This is a genomic window from Halorhabdus sp. CUG00001 (assembly GCF_009797925.1).
Classification (GTDB): domain Archaea; phylum Halobacteriota; class Halobacteria; order Halobacteriales; family Haloarculaceae; genus Halorhabdus.
In genome coordinates this window covers 300,121-322,216 of record NZ_VOLB01000001.1, presented here as the reverse complement: position 1 = coordinate 322,216, position 22,096 = coordinate 300,121, and the positions used below count along the sequence as shown (strand labels likewise).

Sequence of the window (22,096 nt, the reverse complement as noted above, 5' to 3'; positions counted from 1 at the left end):
GCGAAACTCCGTTTTTGACCACTCAACCCGACAGTCTCAACACTGCTGGCTCGACCCGGCGACGCCACCGGATCCCGAACCGCCAGTCGTATTCTCCGACGGCGCTTCGACTGTCACTGGCGGACTCGAGGGGTATTCGCTCGACGCTGCTTCGGTCGTCGGGACGCACGGATCTTTCTGTCCGTCCACGAGGAAGGTAGCCAGATTGCCGACGAGCACCTCGTTATCACCCTCCTGAACCGACCGAGGCGTGAGGAAGGTGGTGTCCCCGACAGCGGTCACATTGCCGTTCCGCGCGAGAACGGTATATGCGCTCGATTCGCGTGTAGATTCGAGACGCGTCCCATCGTCAGTGCGTAGCAATGCAGTGGCGTCGGTACCACGCACGACCGGTACGGCGTCACGGAAGACGACTTCCTCGACGCCATCGAGGAGTGGATCCTCGCCCGTGGGCTCGGCGAAGACGGCTTTGAAGTTCACACTCTCGTGGCTCGCGTTGTAGAGGTAACTGGTCCCGAACGCGAGATCGAACCGGCTCCCGAGCGGCCCGAGTTGACCCTCGATACCCCCCCGATCGATCGAAACGAACAGGCCCATCGAACTGACGCTACCGGCACTTGGACTCTCTTCGAGCAACAGAACCCGTCCGCCTGCCTCGGCGTACGCCCCGACAGCACTCACATGGTCAGGAGTAAACTGCCTACTTGGGGCAGCGACGACGTACGCGTCGGCGTCCTGAAGTGTCGCGTTGAACTTCGACTCTCTGGCGTAGGATCGTTCGCTTCCCCCGGCAAACTGTACCTCGTGACCGGACTCGACGAGCGCGGAGATGAGTGGGGTCACATCCTCGCGAGTGATCGAATTGCTGTGTGCCAGATCGATCACGACAGTTTTTGTCTCCGAGACGTCGTCGACGGCAACAGTCCCGGTCTTCTCGATGGTGTCCAGGGCTAGATTCGAAGGCTGGTAGTGGGCCGGTGACTGGCCGGTGACGTTCGTCCCAGCCGAGGACGGGACGATCGCTGGCCCGACAGCGGCGATCGCGAGGACGGCCCCAAGAACGACGACGAACGCAGCCACGTATCGGCCGAGACTACTCATCGGCACTCACCCCCTCGACGTTCTCCAGGTGGCCCCAGAGCATGAGATATTGGGTCGTGTCGACGCCCTCGTAGCCGAACTGGTCGTCACTGACAGACACGGCAGTCGTCTCGTTGGCCTGCGAGAACAAGACAATCTGACGTTGGTCGAGTTCACGGTGAACGATGTCGTACGTGTCGAGATCCGCCCGTTGGGCAGCAGCGCCGATCGCACTGTCGAGAGTGCCGATTTCGTCTGCCAGCCCGTTGGAGACGCTCTCGGCACCAGTGTAGACGTTCCCGTGAGCGATCTGTCCGCGAGTGAGATCGAGCTGGGCCTCACGGTGGACCATGACTGTTTCGAGGAAGGCCCGCTGTAGCTGTTCGACAGTCTCGCGGACGTCCTCGGTCGTCCCACGCGTCCCTTTGTCTGGCCCAGACCGGACGTACTGGTCAGGAACGGTCGAGGGTTTCGTCGCGTAGACACCGATACTGCCGATCGTCGAGGACGGCAAGGCGTAGATCTTCTCGCTGGGCGCCATCCCGTAGTACGCCCCCGATGCCGCCGTACTCTGGACGGACGCGACGACGGGCATCTCACTGGCCGTCTCGTTGACAGCGAGATACAGCGACTCGCTTGCAGCTGCCGAGCCACCGGGGCTATCGACTTCCAAAACGACTGCTTTGATCGATTCGTTTGCGCGCACGTTACGGAGCGTCTCGCGGAGCGAATCGACACTATCGCCGGTGATCGAGCCGCTGACCTCGACCACGGCGACAGCATCGCTCTCTCCGTCATCGGCGACCACGCCCCACACTTGCGGCGCAAGAGCGGTGCCAATCAGGACGGCCGCGACGACGACGATCCCGTAGGTCGCCAGGGATCGACCCGTCGCGTCTGAATTAGTTGCCATGCTGGCATGGGAACCTGCCCAGCGCAGACGGGATTAACGTTTCTATTCGAGAATGTACGCTGTGGCAATATGAAAGTGCCAGCAACGGCACGTCACACTGCTGGTTCAATCGCCGCCGACTCGACAGGAATTTCGAACAGCCGAACGCCACAGGACACACAAGAAACAGTAGCGACTTCGTGCTCCGAACAGCAGGAGGTCGTCGTCTCAGTGTCGAACGACGTCGGGCCGCCACAAGCCGGACACTGCTCGATGTACAGCCGCAGGCCGCCGGCGAGGTGCCCCCGCTGGGCGGGCGGGAGGTCCGCCCAGCCCTCATAGCGGTCGGCCAGGATCGCACAGCTTGCGACGTCGGCAATCATGGCAGCCCGGGATTCCCACCGGCCCATGATGCGGTTGTCGAGACGGACGATCGTCGCCCGCTCGGTCTCCTCGACCTGGATCGCGCCCTCGACACCGAAGGCCGTCTCGATGTGTCCCGGAAGATCGTCTGCCTCGGCAACGTCGTCGATAGCAGCCTGCCACGCCGTCGCGAAGGTATCAACCAGTTCGAAATCCTCGCCCGTCTCGTCGAACTGGAGGGCGTTGGCGTCTACGAGGATGTCTTCGACGTCACGTTGCTGCTCGGCGTCGAGCATCGCCTGTGCGTTGGGGGCCGATTCTTTGCCAAACAGCTGCAACAGCCACGGTGGAAAGTACCGCTTCGTCAACGTCGGTGTCCCCGGGACGAGGTAGCCCCGAAGCCAGATCTGAGCGAGTCCGAAAAGTATCGCCAGTCCCCCGACGGCGGCGGCGATCGGCAGCGACTGACCGGCTACGAGCAGTCCCCCGGCCACCAGTTGGCCACCCAAGACGGCGATGAGCGTGTTCGTGACGGTACACGGGAGACACCGGTTGTCGCCGGTGTACGCCGGCCGTCGGTACCGATCGAAAACTGAGTGGCGGGCCATCGATCGACGGTTGATGACGGAGCGACAATAGCCATTCGGTCGGTATCCCACCAAAGGGCCACAAGTGAGACAACGCGACGCTACCGCGTCTTGATGTCGTCCTCGTCTTTGAGAATCTGTGTCTCAGCTTCGCCACTGGACACTTCGTTTGCGAGTTCGTAGAAGTCGTTTTGCAGCCCCGCCGGGAAGGTCACCACGCCGACCCAAGAGCCATCGGCCTGCCACTCCTCGCGTTCGAGGTCGCCAAATTCCCGAATCTTCGCTTGGCCGCTGCCCGCGTAATCGGCCGGCAGCTGGACCGCGACGGTAACCTCGTCGAAGCGGATCGGAATGATCGGTCGTAGTTGCTCTAAGGCGTCCTCAACCTGGTTTTCGACTGGTTCCATCGGATCGACCTGGAAGCCTGCCTCTTCGAGGGCGGACTCGATACGGTCTGGCGGGTGTGGCGCGTCATCCATCTGCGGGTTGACGGCGTTGCGGGTGATGCGCTGGACGAGTTCCCGGTGTTTGCGCTGTTGCATCTCGCGGCGCTGGTCGGCAGTAATCTGGATCTCACCGTCTGTGATAACCTGTGGGATAATGGCCAGGGGATCGGTCGTCTCGAAGACTTCTTCGAGCGACTCCTCGGGCGGGCGGTCGCCACGCGAGGCATCCTCGAAGACGTCTTCGGCGGCGATGACGTCCTCGAGTTCGTCGTCGAACTCGTCGCGCTTGATAGCCAGGGCCGCGTCCGGGTCGACGAGTACCTCGAAGCGCTGGCCATGTGACTCGAGTCGAGCCGTCACTGCCTCGTCAAGCGATATCATACCGAGACCTACACAATCCCCCGACAAAGGTGTTTCCGAACGACCCCGCGACGAAACGGCCACGAGAAAATCCAGCCCGAGACACTGAACGCGATGGCCCGTTACTCGTCGTCGGTCTCGTCAGCGTCCGACTCGTCGGTCGCTTCCTCGTCTGTGTCCTCGGCCTCATCGCCTGGGGCCTCGTCGGCTGCAGGAAGCAATCCGAGATCGTCGAGATGGGCTTGTTTCTGGTCGTCAGTGAGTTCGCTGAACTGGGCGTCCTCGACACTGATCGTCGCGACGCCGATTCCTTCGGGCGCGAGTTCGCCGTCGTTGACCGCAGCCATCGCTTCGAGTGCGAGCCCGACACCCGCGTCGAGATCCATCTCCTCGTCGTAGTTCGCTTCGAGGTACTCCCGGATATCGCCACGGTCGGCCCCGATCGCGAGTGCCTTCCACTCGTAGGGCGTCCCGGACGGATCAGTCTCGTACAGTCGGGGCTCGCCGTCACTGACGCCGGCGATGATCAAGGCGACGCCGAAGGGCCGCGCACCGCCGATCTGGGTGTACTGCTGGATGTGATCGGTGACTTGCTTGGTGAGTGTCTCGACGCCGATCGCTTCGCCGTACCGAAGCTGATTGACCTGTGTCTGCCGGCGAGCGAAGTCGATGAGCTGGCGGGCGTCGGCGACGTGGCCAGCCGAGGCGATGCCGATGTGGTCGTCTGCCTTGTGGATTTTCTCGACGGAGGATCGCTCCATCAACGGTGATCGGATACGCTTGTCGACGGCGAGAACGACGCCATCGGCCGTCCTGACGCCGATGCTCGCCGTCCCGCGCTTGACGGCTTCCCGGGCGTACTCGACCTGGTAGAGGCGACCGTCCGGTGAGAAGATCGTGATTCCGCGGTCGTAGGCCTGCTGTTGGGATTGTCCCTGCATAGTTACTCGAGATCGCGTTGCGTCGCCCCGAGGAACTCCTCGCCGATCTGCACGTCGACACAGCCGTTCCGGACGACGGCGGAGCGGTCAGCACCCGCGAAGGCGACGTCGCTGTGCTCGGTGGCTTCCGGGCGACTTCCTAAATACTTTTCTTCACACGCACGCACCGTGCCGCTGACGCCGCTGACGCGGACGCCGACTGGCTCGTCATCAACGGTATCGAGACAAGTCAAAACAGCGCGAGCGTCCGAGACCGCCCCGCGGCGCGTCCGGACGATGGCGTTGCCCGTCCCGTCTTCGAAGGTGAACTGTTCGACAGTGAGATCGACCCGGGCCGAGCCAACGTCACCGAGCAAATTCTGTGCGGCGAACCACAATTCCCGCTGGAGCGTCCGCCGATCGATCGCGAGGTCCGGCCACCCCTCAAACTCAACGGCCAAATATCGCCAGCGCTGGCGGACGTGTTTCGGCAGCGGATTCACGAGTCGTCCCCCACCGCCCGTTCAGCGACCAGTACGCCAACCTGATCGTGGACGCGTTCGACGGCCGACAGGGCGAACCCGGCCGAGGTCAGGGCATCCGCCAACGTTCCGACTGTCGCCGGGTCGTCGACCTCGGGCGAGTAAAAGGGTTCGGACGGATCGGCCTCGCCAAACAGCATGACGTCACCGAGGACGAATCGCCGCGGGCCAAGCGCCGCGATCGTCTCGATTGCCTCGCCTTTCGCTGCGTCGTCGAGATGGTGCATCGCGAAGTTCGAGACCACGATATCGACGGCGGCGTCGGCCGGCACGTTCGGCTCGCGGAACCGGCCCGTGCCAAAGGAGATGTTGTCGAGACCGGCATCGGTGGCTTTCTCGCTGGCCTGATCGAGCATCCCCTCGCTGATGTCTCGGCCGATTACCTCGCCGGCCGTCTCGGAAAGCGCGAGGGCGATCGCTCCCGTGCCAGTTCCCAGATCGAGCACGACATCGTTCGGTTCGGGTGCGGCGTGGTCGGTCACGAGATCGGCGGCCGCCCGATACTCCGGGCTCCCCTCGCTGTCGTACGTAGCAGCGGCCTTGTCGAAGCGGGCGGCGTGGTCCTCGATGGAGCGTTTCATACCGTTAGTTGCGGATCGAAGGCTTTCAACGCCACGGGACAGCCGCCGTCATCGTGGCTGCAATCTTGTGCCAGGGCCAACGGTTTGAACCACCGGAAGGCTAAATTGCCCGGTCTACGTGGTCGATGGCATGGATCGGCGCCACCTCTACGGGGCGACGTTCGGCATCGTCGGCGTCCTGCTCGCGGGCGTCCAGTTGCTACACGCAACCGAACAAACTGCGGTACCGATCGCGATCGTCGTCGACGGTGCCCCGTTCGCGCTGCTTGGACTGTCACTGTCCTTTGCGGGCTACTGGCTGGCCAGTAGCGAACAATTCGAGGAATATCTGCCGCGGATCGCCGCCTGGGCCGTCGGCGGAACCCTCCTGTTGGCGTCGGTGGCTGCGCTAACGTTGTTCAGCCAGCGCGTCGCGACGGGAACCCTCCAGCGAGCCACATACATTACCGCAGATAGCATCACAGTCGGTGCCGTCGCGGGCACCGTCGTCGGGCTCTACGACGCACAGAGCCAGCAACACCGGCAGAAACTGGAGGCAGAACGTGACCGAACCGAAGCGTTCGCCCGCAAAGCGGCCGACCTCAACAACTACGGGCGCGCACTCGCCCAGGCGACGACCGTCGAAGAAGTCAGCGCCTACTGTATCGAGGGACTCTCCTCGCTGCTAAGCCTCTCAGAGACCGCCTTCGTCGAAGTCGGCCCCGAAGACACGCCGATCACCTCCAGTACGGTCTCGAACAGCTTCGAATCCCAGCTCCGGTCGATCGCCCGTCACGCGGCCGAAGACGAGGCCGTCGTGGCCGTTCACGAAGGCGAGAGCGTGCCCGCAGATGTCGCCTCGGTACTGACAGTCCGACTGGAAAACACGGCCGCGACGACGGGGGTGCTCGTCGCGATCAGGGACACGGCCGAGCCGATATCGACGGAAGACGAGCAACTGCTTGAACTACTGGCGTCCCACGCAAGCATGGTGCTCACCCGTCTTTACAGTGGCCCTGGCCAGGGCCGTCCCGACAATCGCTGATCGACGCTGCCGATCAGCGATCGTCTGTGTCCGCCAGACGGATACCCGGTTCGACGAAATTGTCGCTCGCGCGCTCGCGGTTACGCGTCGCGAGTGCACCCCAAGCCGCCAGGCCTGCCTCGATCCAGGCAGCCGAACAATCGAGTGCCTCGCCGACCGCCGCCAGGTCTCGTGGCGCGCGCAACTGGAGATGAGTCCGGGGGTCGGCACTGACGACGTAGGGGGCATCGTACTCCTCGATGAGGTCTTGCAATTTCTGCAGATCACGGAGGGCAGCAACGCGTTGACCGCCCTCGGCCCGTAGTACGTGCCTGAGAGAGTACTCCAGATGGACACCGTTTTCGGCGGCCGTTTTGACGACGACGTGATCGACGTCGCCGTCCCCTGCCATCGGATGAGCGAGGACGTCGACCGCCGGCTGTTCGACGGCGAAGCGATTCATGTCGAGGTCACCACCGTGGACTGCTACGATCGTCCGTGACTCGCGATGGTTGCCGATGAATCCGCTTGCACGGGAGCGATCCTCGGCGTGGATCTCCACGCCCGAGACGACATCGATACCATAGGTGTCTGCGATCGACGCCCGATCGTACGCGGGCAATGCGTCGCCGTGATTGCGAACGACGATCCCGTCGAACCCGTATTCGGCAGCGGTCGAGACAAACCGGGCAACGGTGGCTTCGCCGTCCGGCCTGGCGTGGACCGCCTCGTACATCACGACCCCTCGAAGGCCTCACGGACGTTCGCGACGGCCCGGTCTTTCTCGGCCGGATAGGCCTCGACTTTACCCCGGAGCGTGATACCATCCCCACGCTTGACGGTCCCGTTGTAAGCCGCCTGCTTGTCCAGCGTCAGGAAAAACGAACAGTTCTCGTCGATCCGATCCTCGAGTTGGTCGAGAAACTGCCCCCGTTCAGTCTCGGACAACGAGTCGACCTGTGAGAGGACGTGTCTGATCTCGTCGGCCCGTTCCAGCCGCGTCGAGAGAATGAGGATGCGATCGCCGTGGTGGCCCTCGGTCTCGGCGCGCTCGATGGGCGCGTCCTCGGGCAGGAACGTCCCCAACGCGTCCTCGATGCGCGCGTCGTCTTCGGTCGCATAGCAGAACGTCCGCAGATCGACGTAGTGGAACGGGACCGTCGACATCGAGCGATCAGGCGTCCGACTCGTCGGTTGGTTCCGCGTCCTCGTCCTCGGGTTCGTCTTCGGCCTCGGGGGCTGCTTCGAGGGCGTCTTCCGGGACACCCTGCTCGCGGCCTTCCGCGAACTCGACCGTGTAGGTCGCGTCGCCGAACATCGTCTCCATGATCTGGGTGACGGTCCCGGTTTCGCCGTCGAACTCACTGTGTTCGTCATGCAAGGTGACGTGATCGTCTTCTTCGAATGCCATACCCATCGGTATTGGAGTGGCGACTAAAAAGGGACTGATTCGGCTCACACGCCGGTTCGCGGTGTCGAACACTTAAGCCAGTGACCGTCCAAGTTCGAGCTATGACTGTTCGGACGTTCGGTAGCAAGCGATCGGATCGCGGGCTGAGGACAGACGAGCGCGGACGTTCGGGCGGATGACGGTCGTCGACAACCTGTGGTACCGTGCCGAGGAAGCCGCCCAGCAGGCCGAACAGACGTATCATGGGCTCCGTGAGGGAGCTACCGACGTCATGGAGTTTACCCGGACGCGACACGTCTCTCGGCCCCGCTTTGAGACGATCACGGCCCGGATCCAGGACAATGGCCTCCCGTACGGGGCCCACACCGTCGCGACCAACGACGACGCGCTATTGCTCGTCCGACACGAGGCCGTTGGCAAGTGGGTCCTGCCAGGCGGTGAGATCAGTGGCGACGAATCGTTTCGGGCGGCCGCCAGGCGCGAGCTGCGCGAAGAAGCAGGTATCGACGGCTCCTATTGCGGGCTCGAGCTACTGGGTCGTGTCGAATTCTACTGTGACGAGTACGAAACGTGGGGGGTCCTCCCGATCTACGAAGCCCGAGCCGAAACGACGACGCTAACGGTCGAAGACCCCGACGCCGAGATCACTGACGCCGAGTGGTTCGAGACGCTACCGAGGGACGCGCGTGATAGAGATGTCCTCACGCGCTGGCTCGAAACACGGAAGAGAGACGGGTAAGACGAATCCAACAGTATCACGCCCAGCGATAGTTGCCACTACCAGTCGTAACGATCCGGAGGAGGATGATCCGACACGGAACGTCACTCCCACACCGATGGCGGATCACCCCCGACGATACCTCAGTCTCCCTTCGATTTCTTCACCATAGCGACTACGAAGGCGACAACGACCAGGGCGACCAGTAGTTTCTTTTTCGACATCACCTAAACTGTCCACCCAGTGGCCTAAAAACGTTTCTGGAAGGCCAGCCAATCCTGCCATCTCCAGTGAAACGCCCCGACACTGGATCGACAGACGACCCAATCGACGACGGACAGGCCGCCTGTCAGTCGATCAGGTCGGCGATATCGTCACGAACGATCGTCTCACAGTACGCACAGCGCACGCCCTCATCGAGGACATCGAAGCGTGAGTCGACCGGCTCGTTCCCGGTCGTGATGCAATTGTGGTTCGGGCACGAGAGGACCCCAACGACTTCTGCGGGCCGGGAGACGCGGTGTTTCTCGATAACCTCGAAGTCCCGGATAATGTTGATCGTCGCCGCGGGTGCAATCAGCGAGAGGACGTCGAGTTCGGCCTGGCTTAGCTCCCGGTCCTCGACTTTGACGATATCTTTGGCTCCGAGGCGGTCGCTCGGGGCGTTCATGACGATACTTACGGTGTCGCCGTCCCCGCCCTCGATACCGAGAATCGAGAGGACGTGCATCGCTTCCCCACCAGTGATATGATCGATGACCGTCCCACGCGGGATCTTGCTGACGCGGAGTTGCTCGTCGGTACTCATGCCGACTCACCCTCCAACAGCAGATCGAGGAGTGCCATCCGAACGGGCACCCCGTTGTGGGCCTGCTCGAAGAACTGTGCGTGGTCTGTACGATCGACGTCGTGGTCAATTTCGTCGACTCGCGGGAGCGGATGCAGGACGGTCAGCTCGTCGCCAGCCCCCGCTACGGTCTCAGCGTCGATCTGGTACTCGCCGGCGACAGCCCGATACTCACTCTCGTCCGGGAAGCGCTCTTTCTGAATGCGGGTCACGTACAGGACGTCCAGACTGTCGAGAATGGGTTCGAGTTGGGTGTGTTCTCTGATCGTCGCCCCCTCCTCGTGGAGGTCGTAGCGAACCGACCGCGGGAGTTTGAGACTCTCCGGGCTGATGAAGTGTTGGGTCGCATCGAAGTTCGTCAGCGCGTGGGCCAGCGAATGGACGGTGCGACCGTACTTCAGGTCGCCCATAATGCCGATCGTGAGGTCATCCAGACCGGCGTTTTCTCGGATCGTATAGAGATCAAGCAGCGTCTGGGTCGGATGCTGGCCGGCTCCATCGCCCGCGTTGATGAGCGGGACGTCGACGAACTCGCTGGCCATCTTGGCTGAACCCTCGCTGGGATGGCGCATAACGAGGGCGTCGGCGTACCCTTCGACGACACGGACCGTATCTGCGAGGCTCTCTCCCTTCTCGACGCTGGAGTACTCCACTGGCCCCATGTCCACGATGTCTCCGCCCAGGCGCTTGATCGCCGCCGTGAAACTCATTTTCGTGCGCGTGCTCGGCTCGAAAAAGAGCAGGCCAAGCAGCGCGCCGGGGTGGCGCTGGGTGAACGCCGCCGGATCGTCGTCCATCTCGGCCGCCCGATCCAACACCTCCTCGATATCGGCCCGCGAGAGTTGTTTGGCGCTGATGATGTGGTCGTGACGCATCGATCACATCCCCGCTCGCCTGGTTCTTGAATCCCCCGACACGCCCCGAAGTGCGCGAGAAAACGGCCCAAGCAGTCACCACGACCCCTCAATCCGGAATCTTTAATCGCGTGGCTATCTATTGTTATAGATGACACATGGCCGATCGGCTCCGGACCGGGATCGACGTCCTCGACCGGAAACTCGATGGTGGGCTCCCGGCCGGTTCTATCGTCGTGCTGAACGCGACGCCAGCCAGCCAGGCAGAGTTGTTTCTCTACGAGCTGACGGCGACACGCGGCACGCTGTATCTCTCACTGGATCGGTCCGAACAGGCGATCAAGGACAGTCTCGAACAGTCCCCGACGGCTACCGGCCAGCCGACGGTCAGACACGTCTCCGGTGAGGCCCCACTCGACAACGCCGGCAAACTCGTCAGTGCGCTCCCGGAGACGTCCAACCTCATCATCGACCCCTTAGACGTCCTCGAAGCACAGGAGCCACCCTCCCGGTTCCGGAGTTTCATGAACGACCTCCAGAATCACATCTTCAACACGGGGAGTCTCGCCGTCCTGCACTGCCTGGACGGCCGAGGTGTCCCACCGCTGCGGGACACGACCGAACACTTCGCCGACGTCGTCTTCGACCTCCACACCACGATCGCCAACGACGAGGTCGAGAACCGGCTGGCGATCCCCAAGTTCCGCGGCGGCCGTGCCCCGACCAGCGTCATCAAACTCGATCTGGTCGAAGAGGTCAGCATCGACACCAGCCGCGATATCGCCTGACCACCTTTTTACTGCGGTGGGTTCGCAGAGTGAACCCCCCTCGCAAAAAGCTGGACCAAAAACTCCTCCGAACGCGCCGGCCGGCGCGTTCGGAGAGAACCGCGTCTCACTTCGTTCGACGCGGACACTTCGAGAGATCTACAGCCCCCATTGATGAAGCGAAGCCACCATGGAACGGAGGGGTTCACAGACCGCTTCGCTCGGTGGTCAAACAGTGTATCGGGTGCAGTAGCCGATCAGTTGCGCCATTCGTTGATGAGTGTCGGGACGATAACGCCAACGCCGAGCAGCACGGCGAAGTGAACCCATTGGCGGTCGGTGACGGCTGTTGTCCCATACACCGATACGAGAGCGACGACGACGAAAAATGCGGTAATCTTGGTTTCTGTGCGAACCAAACCATTCGACTGTGAGGAGGGCTGTTCTGACACTCCCGATCGTTCGGCTGCATCTCACTAATACTCTTTCCACAATCCCGGTGCCGACTGCGGCCACTAACCGACCATAGCAGGAGCCAGACCTGTCTGGAAATGTGGCCAGCACACGAACAGATCTGTCACTGCTCCCAGCGGAGTCGGAGCCCGAATTCACCGTTTGTTTCAGCGACTTCGATATAGCTCTCGCGGTCGCCAACCGCACGCGGCAGTCGGACTGAAGCGGAATCCATCCACTCGACAGTCGAAATGGTGAACGTATAGTTTCCGGGTCGGTCGATTGTGGTCACGTCCCACTCGGTTCCGGGTTGAACGGATCGCGTCGCGTTCAACACGGCCACGCCACCGCGTTCAACTCGATAGGACACGTTCCACGTCCCATTCGTCGGATTGTACACCGTGACCTCGGCGTTGGCGTCGCCATCGAAGCGCTGTTCCGGCGAGTCCGTTGCCGTGTCAGGAGCCCCGCTACATCCAGCGAGGACGAGACAGCAACAGATGAGGAGGGGCTTGAATTGCACGGCTACAGTTTTGAGTGCGAAATAAATAGTTTCTGCCACAACACCAGTGGCAGCGAAGTCGTGGCTATCGTCGGTCAGTATCGTCGATAACGTGCTGGCGAAACCATCGAAAGCTGGTTTGCCGGGCGCAGGACGAACCGGCTCGCTTTCCAGAGATAGTGCAGCATTCTCGCTTCGCTCGCCGGACCAGACAGGGTGTCCGAGGTATCGTTTAGTCAACGGCGCCCATAGCTCCGGTATGGACCAGCAGACGTCCGTCGACGCAGAGACCATCCGTCAGCGGGCGTGGATCGAGTACAGAGAGCCCGAGACGACACGGGTCGACCACCCAGTCTGGGTGGCCGAAGATCAACAAAGCGGCTGTCTGGCGATCGGTGACGTCCGGATCGAAGCCGTGGGTAATCTGGTGGCCGCCGTCGACGAGTACGAGCGATCGGGCACCGACACGCCGCTACTAAAAGCTCGCGGACAATCGATACCGCGCCGATTGGGACGGGAAAATCGAACTGCACCGTTGATCGATCGGCTGATTCCCTGGCGATAGCTCGCCCAGGGTTGGAGCCTTACTCCTCGTCGACGTCCAGTTCCTCGGCGAGTTCGTCGGCGTCGACGTCTGCGTCTTCGAGCGCTTCTTCGAGGTCGCCACCGCCGGCCCCGCCCATGCCGGGCATCATGCCGCCCATCATGCCGCCACCATCGCCCAGCGTCTCCTGGACGATGACGCGATCGACACCGAGCAGTTCGACGAACTGCTGGGCGATCTGCTGTTTCTGGAACATCCACTGCTGGTTCATCGACAGCTGAGGCGTAGCCTCGATGTACAGCGTGTCCTTCTCGACTTCGACGGTCTCGGTGACCGGGCCGTCCTCGTCGTCGTCGGCATCTTCGAGCTCTTCGGGGTCGTCGACGACTTCCTCTTCTTCCACGACGTCGGTCTCGAACCAGACGTCGAGTTCCATGCTGAGCATGGTTTCGAGCAGACTCTCGGCCTTGGCCTCGCGGTCCTCGACAGTGTCGACGATCTCGTACTCGTACTCGATGTCCTCACCGGCGAGTGGGTGGTTGAAGTCGACGCGAGCGCGCCCGCCGATGATCGTCTCGACGTGGCCGTGCTCGCCGTCGACGTCGACGTGAGCGCCGGGATAGCGGTCGTCCTCGGGGATCTTGTTGGCGCTGACGGTCCGGACTTCTTCCTCGTCGTAGGCGCCAAAGGCGTCGTCGGCCGCGACGACGACCGATCCTTCCTCGCCGACTTCCTCGCCGATGACGGCCTCCTCGACGGGTTCGAAGAGGTGGCCTTCGCCCAGAACGATCGTCCGGGGTTCGAACTCTTCGTCCTCACCGACGCCTTCCTCGTCGGCGATTTCCTGACTGGTCGTATCCACGAGGTTACCATCCTCGACGGTCCGTGCGGTGTATTCTACCGTAACGAAGTCACCCTCCGCCAGACCGGTCGCCTCGTCGCTTTGCGTTTGTTCCTCGGCCGTCTCGTCCGCGGAATCGTCGGTCATACCGAAAAGGAGTCCCGTTGCACTCTTAAGGACAACGTTTCGGGGCTATCGACCGTGATCGGAGATGCGTGCGGTTTTTGGCCTGTAGACCGCTGTGCTCGCTCATGTACGAGGTAGAGATGAAAGTGCGGGCAGACCACGAGACGGTCCGGCAGGCACTGCTGGACGCTGGGGCCGACCCGCTCGGGACGATCCGGCAGGTCGATACGTACTACGACGCCCCCCACCGGGACTTCGCGGCGACTGACGAAGCGTTGCGGGTCCGCCGGGAACACCGTCACGGCGAGACGACGGCGAAGCTCACCTACAAGGGGCCAAAGATCGACAGCGAATCGAAGAGCCGCAAGGAAGCCGAGACGACGGTCGGAGACGGCGAGACGGCCAACGCTATCGTCCGCGGACTCGGATTCGAACCCGCCGCAACCGTCGAGAAAGAACGACATCGATACGCACTCAGCGGGTACATCGTCACGCTCGACGACGTAAGCGATCTCGGGGAGTTCGTCGAAATCGAAACCGAAGTCGACGACGAGAGTGCAGTCGAAGGGGCGCGAGAATCCCTCCAGGGGAAGCTGGCGGACCTCGGACTGGATCCCGCCGAAAGCATCCGGCGGTCCTACCTCGGCTTGCTCTTGGATAACTCCAAGTAATTGATCGCGGTCCGAAAGTTTCCGTAAGTTATAGACAGTGCGGCAGGTAAGCTGGTAGTAATGACTGACCGAAACATTCGCGTCACGCCAGCCAGCGGGTTGGCCGTCGAGGACCAGCGGGTCGAAGTCGTCGAGCGCAAGGGCCTGGGTCATCCAGACTCGATCTGTGACGGCGTCGCCGAGCGCGTCTCACAGGCGCTGGCCCAAGCGTACTTGGATCGTGTCGGCAAGGTGCTGCACTACAACACCGACGAGACACAACTCGTCGCCGGCACGTCCGCCCCGGCCTTTGGTGGCGGCGAAGTGATCGAGCCGATCTACCTGTTGCTCGTCGGCCGAGCGACCAAGGAGTTTCAGGGCCAGCGCATCCCGACGGATACGATCGCCCTGGAGGCTGCCCGCGAGTATCTCGACGAGGCCTTCCCGCACCTCGACGTTGGCTCGGACGTGATCGTCGACGTCCGGCTGGGCGAGGGAAGCGGTGACCTCCAGGAAGTGTTCGGCGAAGACGGCGCGGCCGTGCCGATGGCCAACGACACCTCCTACGGTGTCGGCCACGCCCCGCTGACCGAGACCGAACAGATCGTCCTGAACACCGAGCGCCGCCTCAACGGGGAGTACGCCGTCGAGAACCCGGCGATCGGCCAGGACATCAAGGTGATGGGCAAGCGTGAAGGTGACCACATCGACGTGACCGTCGCCGCCGCGACGGTCGATGCCCACGTCGAGAACATCCACGAGTACCGCGACGCCGTCGAGGGCGTCCGGGAGTACGTGACCGACCTCGCCGGCGAGTACACCGACCGGTCGATCAACGTCGACGTGAACACGGCCGACGACTACGAAGAAGGCGCGATCTACCTGACGACGACCGGCACCAGCGCCGAGCAGGGCGACGATGGCTCGGTCGGCCGGGGTAACCGCGCCAACGGGCTCATCACGCCCAACCGGCCGATGAGTATGGAAGCCACGAGCGGGAAAAATCCCGTCAACCACATCGGGAAGATCTACAACCTGCTGAGCACCGAGATCGCCCAGTCGGTCGTCGCGGAAGTCGACGGGATCAGACAGTTGCAAGTCCGGCTACTCAGCCAGATCGGCTCGCCGATCGACGATCCACACGTCGCCGATGCTTCGATCATCACCGAGGACGGTGTTGCGGTCGCCGACGTCAAGGACGACGTCTCGGCCATCATCGACGAAGAACTCGCCGACATCACCGACATCACCGAACGGGTCATCGAAGGCGATCTCTCGACGTTCTGAGTAACCGAATCCGGACCCGACCGGCAAGCGATCGGGGGCGATCGCCAAACGGTTTCTTTGCCGATCGCTGTCGAAGCCTGTTTACTCCCGCATCGAATACGCTCGGCTATGCATCCACCGGGGGCCGACACCGTCGTCGTTCGTCACGGCGAGGTCGGCGTCAAGAGCGATCAGGTGCGGATGAAAATGGAGTTCCAGCTCCAGGAGAACCTCAACGCACTGCTTTCCGATCGGGGCCTGCCGGGCGATACGGGCTGTGAACGCAATCGCCTCTACGTCCGGACCACAGAGGACGCTGTCGAGGCCGCGACTGCGGCAGCCACCGAGGCGCCGGGCGTTGTCTCGGCCAGTCCCGCACTGACCGTCGCGCCGACGATGGACGCGATAACGGACGCCCTCGCCGACACGACGACCGCCTGCTACGACGGTGGCCCCTTCGCTGTGGTAGCGCGGCGTGCCGGCGGTGACGACGTCCACGACTTTTCGAGTCGGGACATCGAGAACGAAGGTGGCCAAGCCATCTGGGACGCGATCGAATCGATGGGGAAGACACCCGAGGTCGACCTCGACGATCCCGGATTTACCGTCTTCGTCGAAGCACGCCCCGACGAAGCGTTCGTCTTCCTGGAAAAACGATCGGGGCCGGGTGGGCTCCCCCTGGGGACCCAGAAACCCCTCGTTGCCCTCCTCAGCGGTGGCATCGACTCGCCCGTCGCGGCCTGGCAAGCGATGACTCGCGGCGCGCCGGTCGTTCCGGTGTACGTCGACCTGGGAGCCTACGGCGGCGTCGACCATCGCGCCCGAGCGGAGGCAGCCGCGGGTGCGCTGGCAAGGCGTGCGCCGAACTTCGATCTGCAGCTGTCCGTCGTCGACGGTGGCGAGGCCGTCGAGCGGTTGATGACCGACGTCGAAGACACGCGGATGCTCTCGCTCCGACGGTTCATGTATCGGGCCGCCGAACGCATCGCCCGCGACGTCGGCGCGGTCGGAATCGTCACGGGCGAGTCCATCGGCCAGAAGTCGAGTCAGACGACGGCCAACATCGCGGTCACAGACGCCGTGACGGACCTGCCGATTCATCGCCCGCTGGTGTCGGCCGACAAGACCGATATCATCGCCCAGGCCCGGGACCTGGGCACGTACGACGACGCGACCGTCCCCGCTGGCTGCAACCGGGTCGCACCCGACAAGCCCGAGACACACGCCGATCCAGCAGCGGTCGAAGGTGCCGAGCCTGATGACCTGCTGGAACTGGCGGACAGCGCGGGCTCGAATCCCGCGGTCGTTGACCCGCCGGCCCAGGTCGAGTGACGATGCGACCAGCGACAACGAGCGGTCGAAACGAGCGCACTCACCGCCGACACAAAGCAAGACGGAACGCCTTTGGAACGCGGGGACACAAGGCCAACCGATGACTCGCGTCTGCCTGCTCGGGACCGACGACGTCGCCCTCCGGCAGACGCTGCGCTCCCACGAGACCGCTCGCGACGCATTGTGGACCTACGACCTGACGGATCCATACCGGAACGCCGTCGAGGTAGAAACCGTGAGTCTCGGGGCCGCGATCTCCCTGCTGAATGATCTCAACTGGTATCTCGTCCGCTACGTCGCGGACACGCTCCTCAGAGAACCGAGCGTCAGCGAGACCGAGTGGCTATCCCGCGAGCTGGCGACGGACATCCGCGACGGCCGCATCGATCCGGACGAATCGGATCGCTATCTCAAAGTCTACGGCGTCATCGACCCGGACGACAGCGATAGCGAGGAGACGAGCGACGAGGCGAATACGGCTCGGCGGCTCGTCGAACCGATGTACGTGACCCGAACGGACGGCTCGATCCCGACCTACGACCTACGCGACGTGACCGACACTGTCGTCGTTCGCGTGACCGAATCGGAATTCAGTAGCTGAATGGCCCTCGATGGCGAACAATCGCTTACCGACAACAACAGTGTCTCTCAGCCGACGACTAAGCAGGTGATCGCTCGGGTGAAGGCGGAATCGGTTCGACGAACCCGATAATATCGAAAGCAGCGGGGTGGCCATCCTCCAGAACCGTTGCGTGGACCGAGAGCTCGATCAGCTCCCCGTCGCTGTCGTACGCATCGATGTCGAACTCGGAGATCGATCCGGCCGTCACGAGTCGATCGAGAAGTGTTTCCCGTCGCTCCGGGTTGGCGTATACGTCCGTCGCCAGATCGTCGCCACTCTCGATGGCAGCCGCCGGTGATTCATACCCCAGCAGTGACGCCAGCCACTCGTTGACCTTGTGTACCTCACCGTCGGTGTCAGTCCGGAACATACCGAACGGTGCGAGGTCGAACAGCGTCTCGTATTGTTTCAACTCGCGGTCGCGGGTTCGCTGTTCGGTCACGTCTCGGACGACACCGTCGAAGTACCGCTCGCCGCTCTCTTCGGTCATAATACCGGTCACTGACGCCCAGAATTCCGCTCCGGAAAGTCGCTGCAGTCGAAGCTCCATATCCCGGACGATGCCTTCCCGTTCGAGGGCCCTGATGAACTGCTCGCGGTCGGCGGGATCGGCGTACAGTTCCTCGAAGGGGCGCCCGACGAGATCCGATGCATCGGCGGCTCCAAACAGGTCGACCAGCGCGGGATTGACCTCGATCAGCGTCCCGTCGGGCAGCGGCGAGTTCCGATAGACGCCTTCGGGAATGTTCGAGATAATACGCTCGTATCGCTGCTGGCGTTCGTGCAGTTCGATCCGGTAGATCGCGTGGGCCAGGTCGTCGCCGATCTCGGCCAGAAGTTCCCGTTCGCGCCAGTCGAAGGCATCGGCCGCCTCGGCGTACAGACAGAGGACGCCGTAGCGGTCCCCCTCGTAGACGATCGGGAGGGCTGCCGCCGCGCGGTAGCCACGCTCTGTGGCCGTCGCCGGCCACTGGTTTGTCTCGTCGACCCGTGCCGTTGTAATGGTGCCCGCCTCCAGGGCGTCCCAGACGGGGCAGGCCGCCCCCTCAGCCGAGTCTGCAAGCAGTTTCTCGCCGTCGAGATCGGCATCGTCACAAACAGCATTCGCCCTGATGGTCAGTGAGTCACCAGCGGATTGGGGCTCGGCGATACAGGCGATCCGATACGGCTCGGCGCCGGCGACGATCTCACAGACGTGGTGCTCGATCGTCGCCCGATCGTGTGACCGCACCAGCGCCTGATTGACGTCCCCGAGGATAGTCCGGATGCGATCGAGGCTGCTGGCCCGCTGGCTGGCCCGATACTGCTCGACAGCATTGCGTGCCCGGTTGGCGAGGAGTTCGTACTGCTCGCTGCCGGTGTCTTTCTGGAGATAATCGGTGACACCACTTGCGATGGCCTCGCTTGCGACCTCCTCGCTCCCCTTACCAGTAAACAGAATAAAGGGGAGATCGGGATACGATGCCCGGACGGTATCGAGCAATTCGATACCGTCCATCCCCGGCATGTCGTAGTCGCTGACTACACAGTCGGCGGCTGATGTATCGAGGCGATCCAGCACCTGAGAAGGATCCGTCACAGTGATCGTCTCGATGGCCTCGTCAGCCCGCTCGAGGTACGAGGCCGTCAGCGCGACCAGATCTTCCTCGTCGTCGACACAAAGCACCGTGACGGCCTGCCCTGACATGAGCGGGGCGACACACTCTGCCATTATAATGATGGTGGAAAATTGTTCTGAAACCCGCCCGCAGAGGCAGGGCCAAGAAGTGTCCGTCAGTCGAATAGTCTGCTCGAACGCGTTCCTCAATCGAACAGCCCTGTCGAGAGATACCGCTCGCCGCTGTCCCAGAACACCGTCACCACCAGCGGTGTGTCCGAAGCCTCCGGGTCGGCGCGCTCTTCGGCAACTTCCCGAGCGATAACCCCCATCGCGCCGCTCGACTGGCCGACGAGGATGCCTTCCTCCTGGGCCAGACGACGACACTCCGCTTTGGCATCGTCCAGAGCGACGGTTCGTACCTCGTCGAGCAACTCGCGATCCAGGTTGTCACTGACGAACCCCGGCCCCATCCCCTGGAAATTGTCAGATCCGGACTCGCCAGTCGAGAGGACGGCGTTGGACTCGGGCTCGACGGCGATGACGTCGACCCCGGGGAACGCCTCCGTGAGTCGTCGTGCGTTTCCACTGATCGTGCCGCCCGTCCCGACGCCGGCGACGAACGCGTCGATCGTCCGATCGCCGATCTGATCGAGGATTTCGCGGGCCGTCGTCTCGTAATGGGCCTGCGGATTGGCCGGGTTCTCGAACTGGCGGGGCTGGAACGTGCCTGCCTCGGCTTCGAGTTCGTCCGCCCGCTTGCGGGCAGTAGTCATGTCACCCTCGACGAGTTCGAGGTCGGCCCCGTATGCCTGCATGAGACGACGGCGCTCGACGGACATGTCTTCGGGCATGACGAGAGTCACATCGTAGCCCTTTGCCGCTCCCACAAGCGCGAGTCCGATGCCCGTGTTCCCGCTCGTCGGCTCGACGATACTGTCGCCGGCTTCGAGTTTACCCGCCTGCTCTGCGGCCTCGATCATACGCAAGGCTGGGCGGTCCTTCGCCGACCCGCCCGGATTGAACGACTCTACCTTCGCGGCAATGGTCGCCCCTGGCGGCGAGGATAGCTCGACCAGCGGCGAGCCGATCGTCTCCAGAATCGACGTATCCATTTGGACTGGCTAGCGCTGTGGGACGTAAATCTCTCCCGGACACCGGCAGGATCTACCGTGGCCGAGGACGCGATCCACTGGATGGGCTGTTTTTGTACGGGGTTCGGCGATTGGGGCGACTGACCAGCGACGACGAGCCGACACGCCCACCTGAAGTGTCACTCCCGTTCGGACTCCGGGACACGCCAGGTGTAGCCGACGATTTCGAAGGGCCGAGTATCGGACTCGTCCAGTACCGTTGCGTTCATACGAAACGTTCGTGTTTCGCCCGACTTCGTGCGAGCCTCGTACTGGAAGTTCGTGACGGTCCCCTCGGTGGCCAGTCGGTCGATAAACGTCTCGCGTCGCCCCGGAGACCGGTACAGTTCCTGGGCGAGATCGTTGTACGCATCGATGGCAGCCGACGGTGTGTCGTAGCCGACGAGGGCAGCCATCGCTTCGTTGACCTCGTAGACCGTGCCGTCCGAGGCTGTGCGAAAGATCCCGATCGGGGCGACGTCGAACAGCGTTTCGTAGCGCTTTAGCTCCCGATCGCGCCGTCGCTGGGCGACAGCGTGTTCGATCCGATTGGCCAGCAACGCGTATCGCTCCCGGCCGCCCCCCTTCTGTAGATAGTCAGTGACGCCGCGTGCGATCGCTTCACTGGCGACTTCCTCGCTCCCCTTGCCGGTAAAGAGAATGAACGGGAGTTTGGGATGGTCGGCTCGGATCGCTTCGAGTAATTCGAGGCCGTCCATGCCGGGCATGTCGTAATCGCTGACCACACAGTCGACGGCGTTGCTCGACAGTCGACCGAGGACCGCAGTGGGGTCCGTTTCTGTGATGATCTCGAAGCGCTCTGCGCTACGCTGGAGGACAGTTTCACTCAACGTGAGAAAGTCCGGATCGTCGTCGACACAGAGTACAGTGACAGCGTTGTCCCCCGACATGTCACTAGTGTGGGTGGGCGTTCGCATAAGTGTAGGGTGAACGCACAGTCCGTAACCGGGCACTGTGTAGGCGCTGGAGGTCACCATCGACAGCTCGGCCCCACCGCCGGCGATGGATTTCCTTCGAAGGCTACCATCTCGGACTGGGAATGGCTCGCTGTATGCCGAGCTGACAAGTTTGGCATATACCCAACAGAGCGACAGCGAACCCCTTCCCAGAGTGGGGCTACCCGCAGGGAGATCGGGAAGGTATGCCATCGCTGTGGGGCTAGTTCGATCTGTGGCAGGTTCGATCGGTCGATCGAACACGCCGAGACCGGATAGTGTCGCCAACGACGCGACGGTTATAGGGCTCGCTATCGTATCGTGGTCTATGCCACTGGATACGCTAGAACCGAACCCGGTCTGGAACGCTGACGCCCACGAAGAGACTGTCGAAACGCTGGCAGCCCTCGACGACGTGACCTACCACATCTGGGGTGGAGACTGGTGTGGCGACTGCCGATCCTTGCTTCCGGAGTTCGGTGCCGCACTCGCGGCCGCCGACATCCCCGACGAGCACGTCGTACACCATCCCGTCGACCAACAGAAAGACGGCGAGGGGGTCGAAGAGTACGGCATCGAGTACATTCCGACAGTCGTCGTCGAACGCGACGGCGAAGAACTCGCTCGCTTCGTCGAGGACGAGGGCCAACCGATCGCCTCCCATCTGGCGACCCAACTCGAATCGGCCGAGACGTCGGCCTGA

General features: G+C 62.7%; 27 protein-coding genes. 9 read left to right on the top strand and 18 right to left on the bottom strand.

Annotation, left to right across the window (positions count from 1 at the left end):
• Positions 1 to 36: 36 nt before the first annotated feature.
• The 7 genes from FR699_RS01670 to FR699_RS01640 all read right to left on the bottom strand — a co-directional run bounded on the left by FR699_RS01670 (position 37) and on the right by FR699_RS01640 (position 5,771).
• On the bottom strand, positions 37 to 1,101 hold the full coding sequence (locus tag FR699_RS01670; protein ID WP_158853579.1) for a DUF4350 domain-containing protein: 1,065 nt from the start codon (positions 1,099 to 1,101) through the stop codon (positions 37 to 39).
• Entirely contained in the window at positions 1,094 to 1,993 is a 900-nt protein-coding gene (locus FR699_RS01665; protein ID WP_158853577.1) for a S49 family peptidase, read from the bottom strand. The genes FR699_RS01670 and FR699_RS01665 overlap by 8 nt, the downstream gene beginning before the upstream one ends.
• Positions 1,994 to 2,085: 92 nt before the next feature.
• Positions 2,086 to 2,943 carry a hypothetical protein gene (locus tag FR699_RS01660; RefSeq protein WP_158853575.1) on the bottom strand — a complete coding sequence of 286 codons (858 nt, stop codon included), beginning with the start codon at positions 2,941 to 2,943 and terminating at the stop codon, positions 2,086 to 2,088.
• A gap of 80 nt (positions 2,944 to 3,023) precedes the next feature.
• On the bottom strand, positions 3,024 to 3,749 hold the full coding sequence (locus tag FR699_RS01655; RefSeq protein WP_154552084.1) for a ribosome assembly factor SBDS: 726 nt from the start codon (positions 3,747 to 3,749) through the stop codon (positions 3,024 to 3,026).
• Positions 3,750 to 3,850: 101 nt separating this feature from the next.
• Positions 3,851 to 4,669, bottom strand: a complete 819-nt coding sequence (gene psmA / locus FR699_RS01650) for an archaeal proteasome endopeptidase complex subunit alpha (RefSeq protein WP_154552085.1) — start codon at positions 4,667 to 4,669, stop codon at positions 3,851 to 3,853.
• 2 nt (positions 4,670 to 4,671) lie between these two features.
• Positions 4,672 to 5,151: an Rpp14/Pop5 family protein gene (locus FR699_RS01645; RefSeq protein ID WP_158853573.1), complete on the bottom strand. Its 480-nt coding sequence runs from the start codon at positions 5,149 to 5,151 to the stop codon at positions 4,672 to 4,674.
• A complete protein-coding gene (locus tag FR699_RS01640; RefSeq protein WP_158853571.1) occupies positions 5,148 to 5,771 on the bottom strand; it encodes a class I SAM-dependent methyltransferase in 624 nt (207 codons plus the stop codon). The genes FR699_RS01645 and FR699_RS01640 overlap by 4 nt, the downstream gene beginning before the upstream one ends.
• A 130-nt stretch (positions 5,772 to 5,901) precedes the next feature.
• Here FR699_RS01640 and FR699_RS01635 point away from each other — a divergent pair, with 130 nt between their 5' ends.
• Positions 5,902 to 6,795: a hypothetical protein gene (locus FR699_RS01635; RefSeq protein WP_158853569.1), complete on the top strand. Its 894-nt coding sequence runs from the start codon at positions 5,902 to 5,904 to the stop codon at positions 6,793 to 6,795.
• Positions 6,796 to 6,808: 13 nt separating this feature from the next.
• Here the strand turns inward: FR699_RS01635 and FR699_RS01630 are convergent, their stop codons facing one another.
• From FR699_RS01630 to FR699_RS01620, 3 genes are read right to left on the bottom strand one after another with little or no spacing between them, the layout of a single operon-like run.
• Positions 6,809 to 7,510 carry an RNase P subunit p30 family protein gene (locus tag FR699_RS01630; protein ID WP_154552089.1) on the bottom strand — a complete coding sequence of 234 codons (702 nt, stop codon included), beginning with the start codon at positions 7,508 to 7,510 and terminating at the stop codon, positions 6,809 to 6,811.
• Entirely contained in the window at positions 7,510 to 7,941 is a 432-nt protein-coding gene (locus FR699_RS01625) for an RNA-binding protein (protein WP_154552090.1), read from the bottom strand. Before FR699_RS01625 ends, FR699_RS01630 begins: the two co-directional genes overlap by 1 nt.
• Before the next feature lie 7 nt (positions 7,942 to 7,948).
• On the bottom strand, positions 7,949 to 8,185 hold the full coding sequence (locus FR699_RS01620; RefSeq protein WP_154552091.1) for a DUF1918 domain-containing protein: 237 nt from the start codon (positions 8,183 to 8,185) through the stop codon (positions 7,949 to 7,951).
• Between the two features lie 175 nt (positions 8,186 to 8,360).
• Between FR699_RS01620 and FR699_RS01615 the strand changes: the two genes are divergently transcribed.
• Positions 8,361 to 8,924: an NUDIX hydrolase gene (locus FR699_RS01615; protein WP_154552092.1), complete on the top strand. Its 564-nt coding sequence runs from the start codon at positions 8,361 to 8,363 to the stop codon at positions 8,922 to 8,924.
• Positions 8,925 to 9,252: 328 nt separating this feature from the next.
• Here the strand turns inward: FR699_RS01615 and pyrI are convergent, their stop codons facing one another.
• Positions 9,253 to 9,711, bottom strand: coding sequence for an aspartate carbamoyltransferase regulatory subunit (gene pyrI, locus FR699_RS01610; RefSeq protein ID WP_154552093.1), 459 nt, complete (start codon positions 9,709 to 9,711; stop codon positions 9,253 to 9,255).
• Positions 9,708 to 10,625: an aspartate carbamoyltransferase gene (pyrB, locus tag FR699_RS01605; protein ID WP_158853567.1), complete on the bottom strand. Its 918-nt coding sequence runs from the start codon at positions 10,623 to 10,625 to the stop codon at positions 9,708 to 9,710. The genes pyrI and pyrB overlap by 4 nt, the downstream gene beginning before the upstream one ends.
• Before the next feature lie 137 nt (positions 10,626 to 10,762).
• Between pyrB and FR699_RS01600 the strand changes: the two genes are divergently transcribed.
• Positions 10,763 to 11,392, top strand: a complete 630-nt coding sequence (locus FR699_RS01600) for a transcriptional regulator (RefSeq protein ID WP_154552094.1) — start codon at positions 10,763 to 10,765, stop codon at positions 11,390 to 11,392.
• A gap of 236 nt (positions 11,393 to 11,628) precedes the next feature.
• Here the strand turns inward: FR699_RS01600 and FR699_RS01595 are convergent, their stop codons facing one another.
• Positions 11,629 to 11,790: a hypothetical protein gene (locus FR699_RS01595; RefSeq protein ID WP_195837558.1), complete on the bottom strand. Its 162-nt coding sequence runs from the start codon at positions 11,788 to 11,790 to the stop codon at positions 11,629 to 11,631.
• A gap of 158 nt (positions 11,791 to 11,948) precedes the next feature.
• Positions 11,949 to 12,347: a hypothetical protein gene (locus FR699_RS01590; protein ID WP_158853565.1), complete on the bottom strand. Its 399-nt coding sequence runs from the start codon at positions 12,345 to 12,347 to the stop codon at positions 11,949 to 11,951.
• A gap of 238 nt (positions 12,348 to 12,585) precedes the next feature.
• Between FR699_RS01590 and FR699_RS01585 the strand changes: the two genes are divergently transcribed.
• On the top strand, positions 12,586 to 12,891 hold the full coding sequence (locus tag FR699_RS01585; protein ID WP_158853563.1) for a hypothetical protein: 306 nt from the start codon (positions 12,586 to 12,588) through the stop codon (positions 12,889 to 12,891).
• Between the two features lie 19 nt (positions 12,892 to 12,910).
• Here FR699_RS01585 and FR699_RS01580 read toward each other — a convergent pair whose 3' ends face one another.
• A complete protein-coding gene (locus FR699_RS01580; RefSeq protein WP_158853561.1) occupies positions 12,911 to 13,858 on the bottom strand; it encodes a peptidylprolyl isomerase in 948 nt (315 codons plus the stop codon).
• Between the two features lie 104 nt (positions 13,859 to 13,962).
• On the opposite strand from FR699_RS01580, the gene cyaB reads away from it, so the two are divergent.
• The 4 genes from cyaB (at position 13,963) to FR699_RS01560 (ending at position 17,686) form a co-directional block, all read left to right on the top strand.
• Complete coding sequence (cyaB, locus tag FR699_RS01575; RefSeq protein WP_158853559.1) at positions 13,963 to 14,508, top strand: class IV adenylate cyclase; 546 nt, start codon at positions 13,963 to 13,965, stop codon at positions 14,506 to 14,508.
• 60 nt (positions 14,509 to 14,568) lie between these two features.
• Positions 14,569 to 15,774 (top strand): methionine adenosyltransferase, encoded by a 1,206-nt coding sequence (locus FR699_RS01570; protein ID WP_154552100.1) that lies wholly within the window; start codon positions 14,569 to 14,571, stop codon positions 15,772 to 15,774.
• 108 nt (positions 15,775 to 15,882) lie between these two features.
• Positions 15,883 to 17,085 carry a tRNA sulfurtransferase gene (locus FR699_RS01565; protein WP_158853557.1) on the top strand — a complete coding sequence of 401 codons (1,203 nt, stop codon included), beginning with the start codon at positions 15,883 to 15,885 and terminating at the stop codon, positions 17,083 to 17,085.
• A 100-nt stretch (positions 17,086 to 17,185) separates the two neighbouring features.
• Positions 17,186 to 17,686, top strand: a complete 501-nt coding sequence (locus tag FR699_RS01560; protein WP_158853555.1) for a DUF5804 family protein — start codon at positions 17,186 to 17,188, stop codon at positions 17,684 to 17,686.
• A gap of 58 nt (positions 17,687 to 17,744) precedes the next feature.
• Here FR699_RS01560 and FR699_RS01555 read toward each other — a convergent pair whose 3' ends face one another.
• The 3 genes from FR699_RS01555 to FR699_RS01545 form a co-directional block, all read right to left on the bottom strand.
• The gene (locus tag FR699_RS01555; RefSeq protein WP_233263354.1) at positions 17,745 to 19,394 is read right to left on the bottom strand and encodes a response regulator; all 1,650 of its coding nucleotides are present in this window, start codon (positions 19,392 to 19,394) and stop codon (positions 17,745 to 17,747) included.
• Between the two features lie 116 nt (positions 19,395 to 19,510).
• The gene (locus tag FR699_RS01550) at positions 19,511 to 20,419 is read right to left on the bottom strand and encodes a PLP-dependent cysteine synthase family protein (RefSeq protein ID WP_158853551.1); all 909 of its coding nucleotides are present in this window, start codon (positions 20,417 to 20,419) and stop codon (positions 19,511 to 19,513) included.
• Positions 20,420 to 20,577: 158 nt separating this feature from the next.
• Positions 20,578 to 21,348, bottom strand: coding sequence for a response regulator (locus tag FR699_RS01545; protein WP_158853549.1), 771 nt, complete (start codon positions 21,346 to 21,348; stop codon positions 20,578 to 20,580).
• A 373-nt stretch (positions 21,349 to 21,721) separates the two neighbouring features.
• On the opposite strand from FR699_RS01545, the gene FR699_RS01540 reads away from it, so the two are divergent.
• Entirely contained in the window at positions 21,722 to 22,096 is a 375-nt protein-coding gene (locus FR699_RS01540) for a thioredoxin family protein (RefSeq protein ID WP_154552106.1), read from the top strand.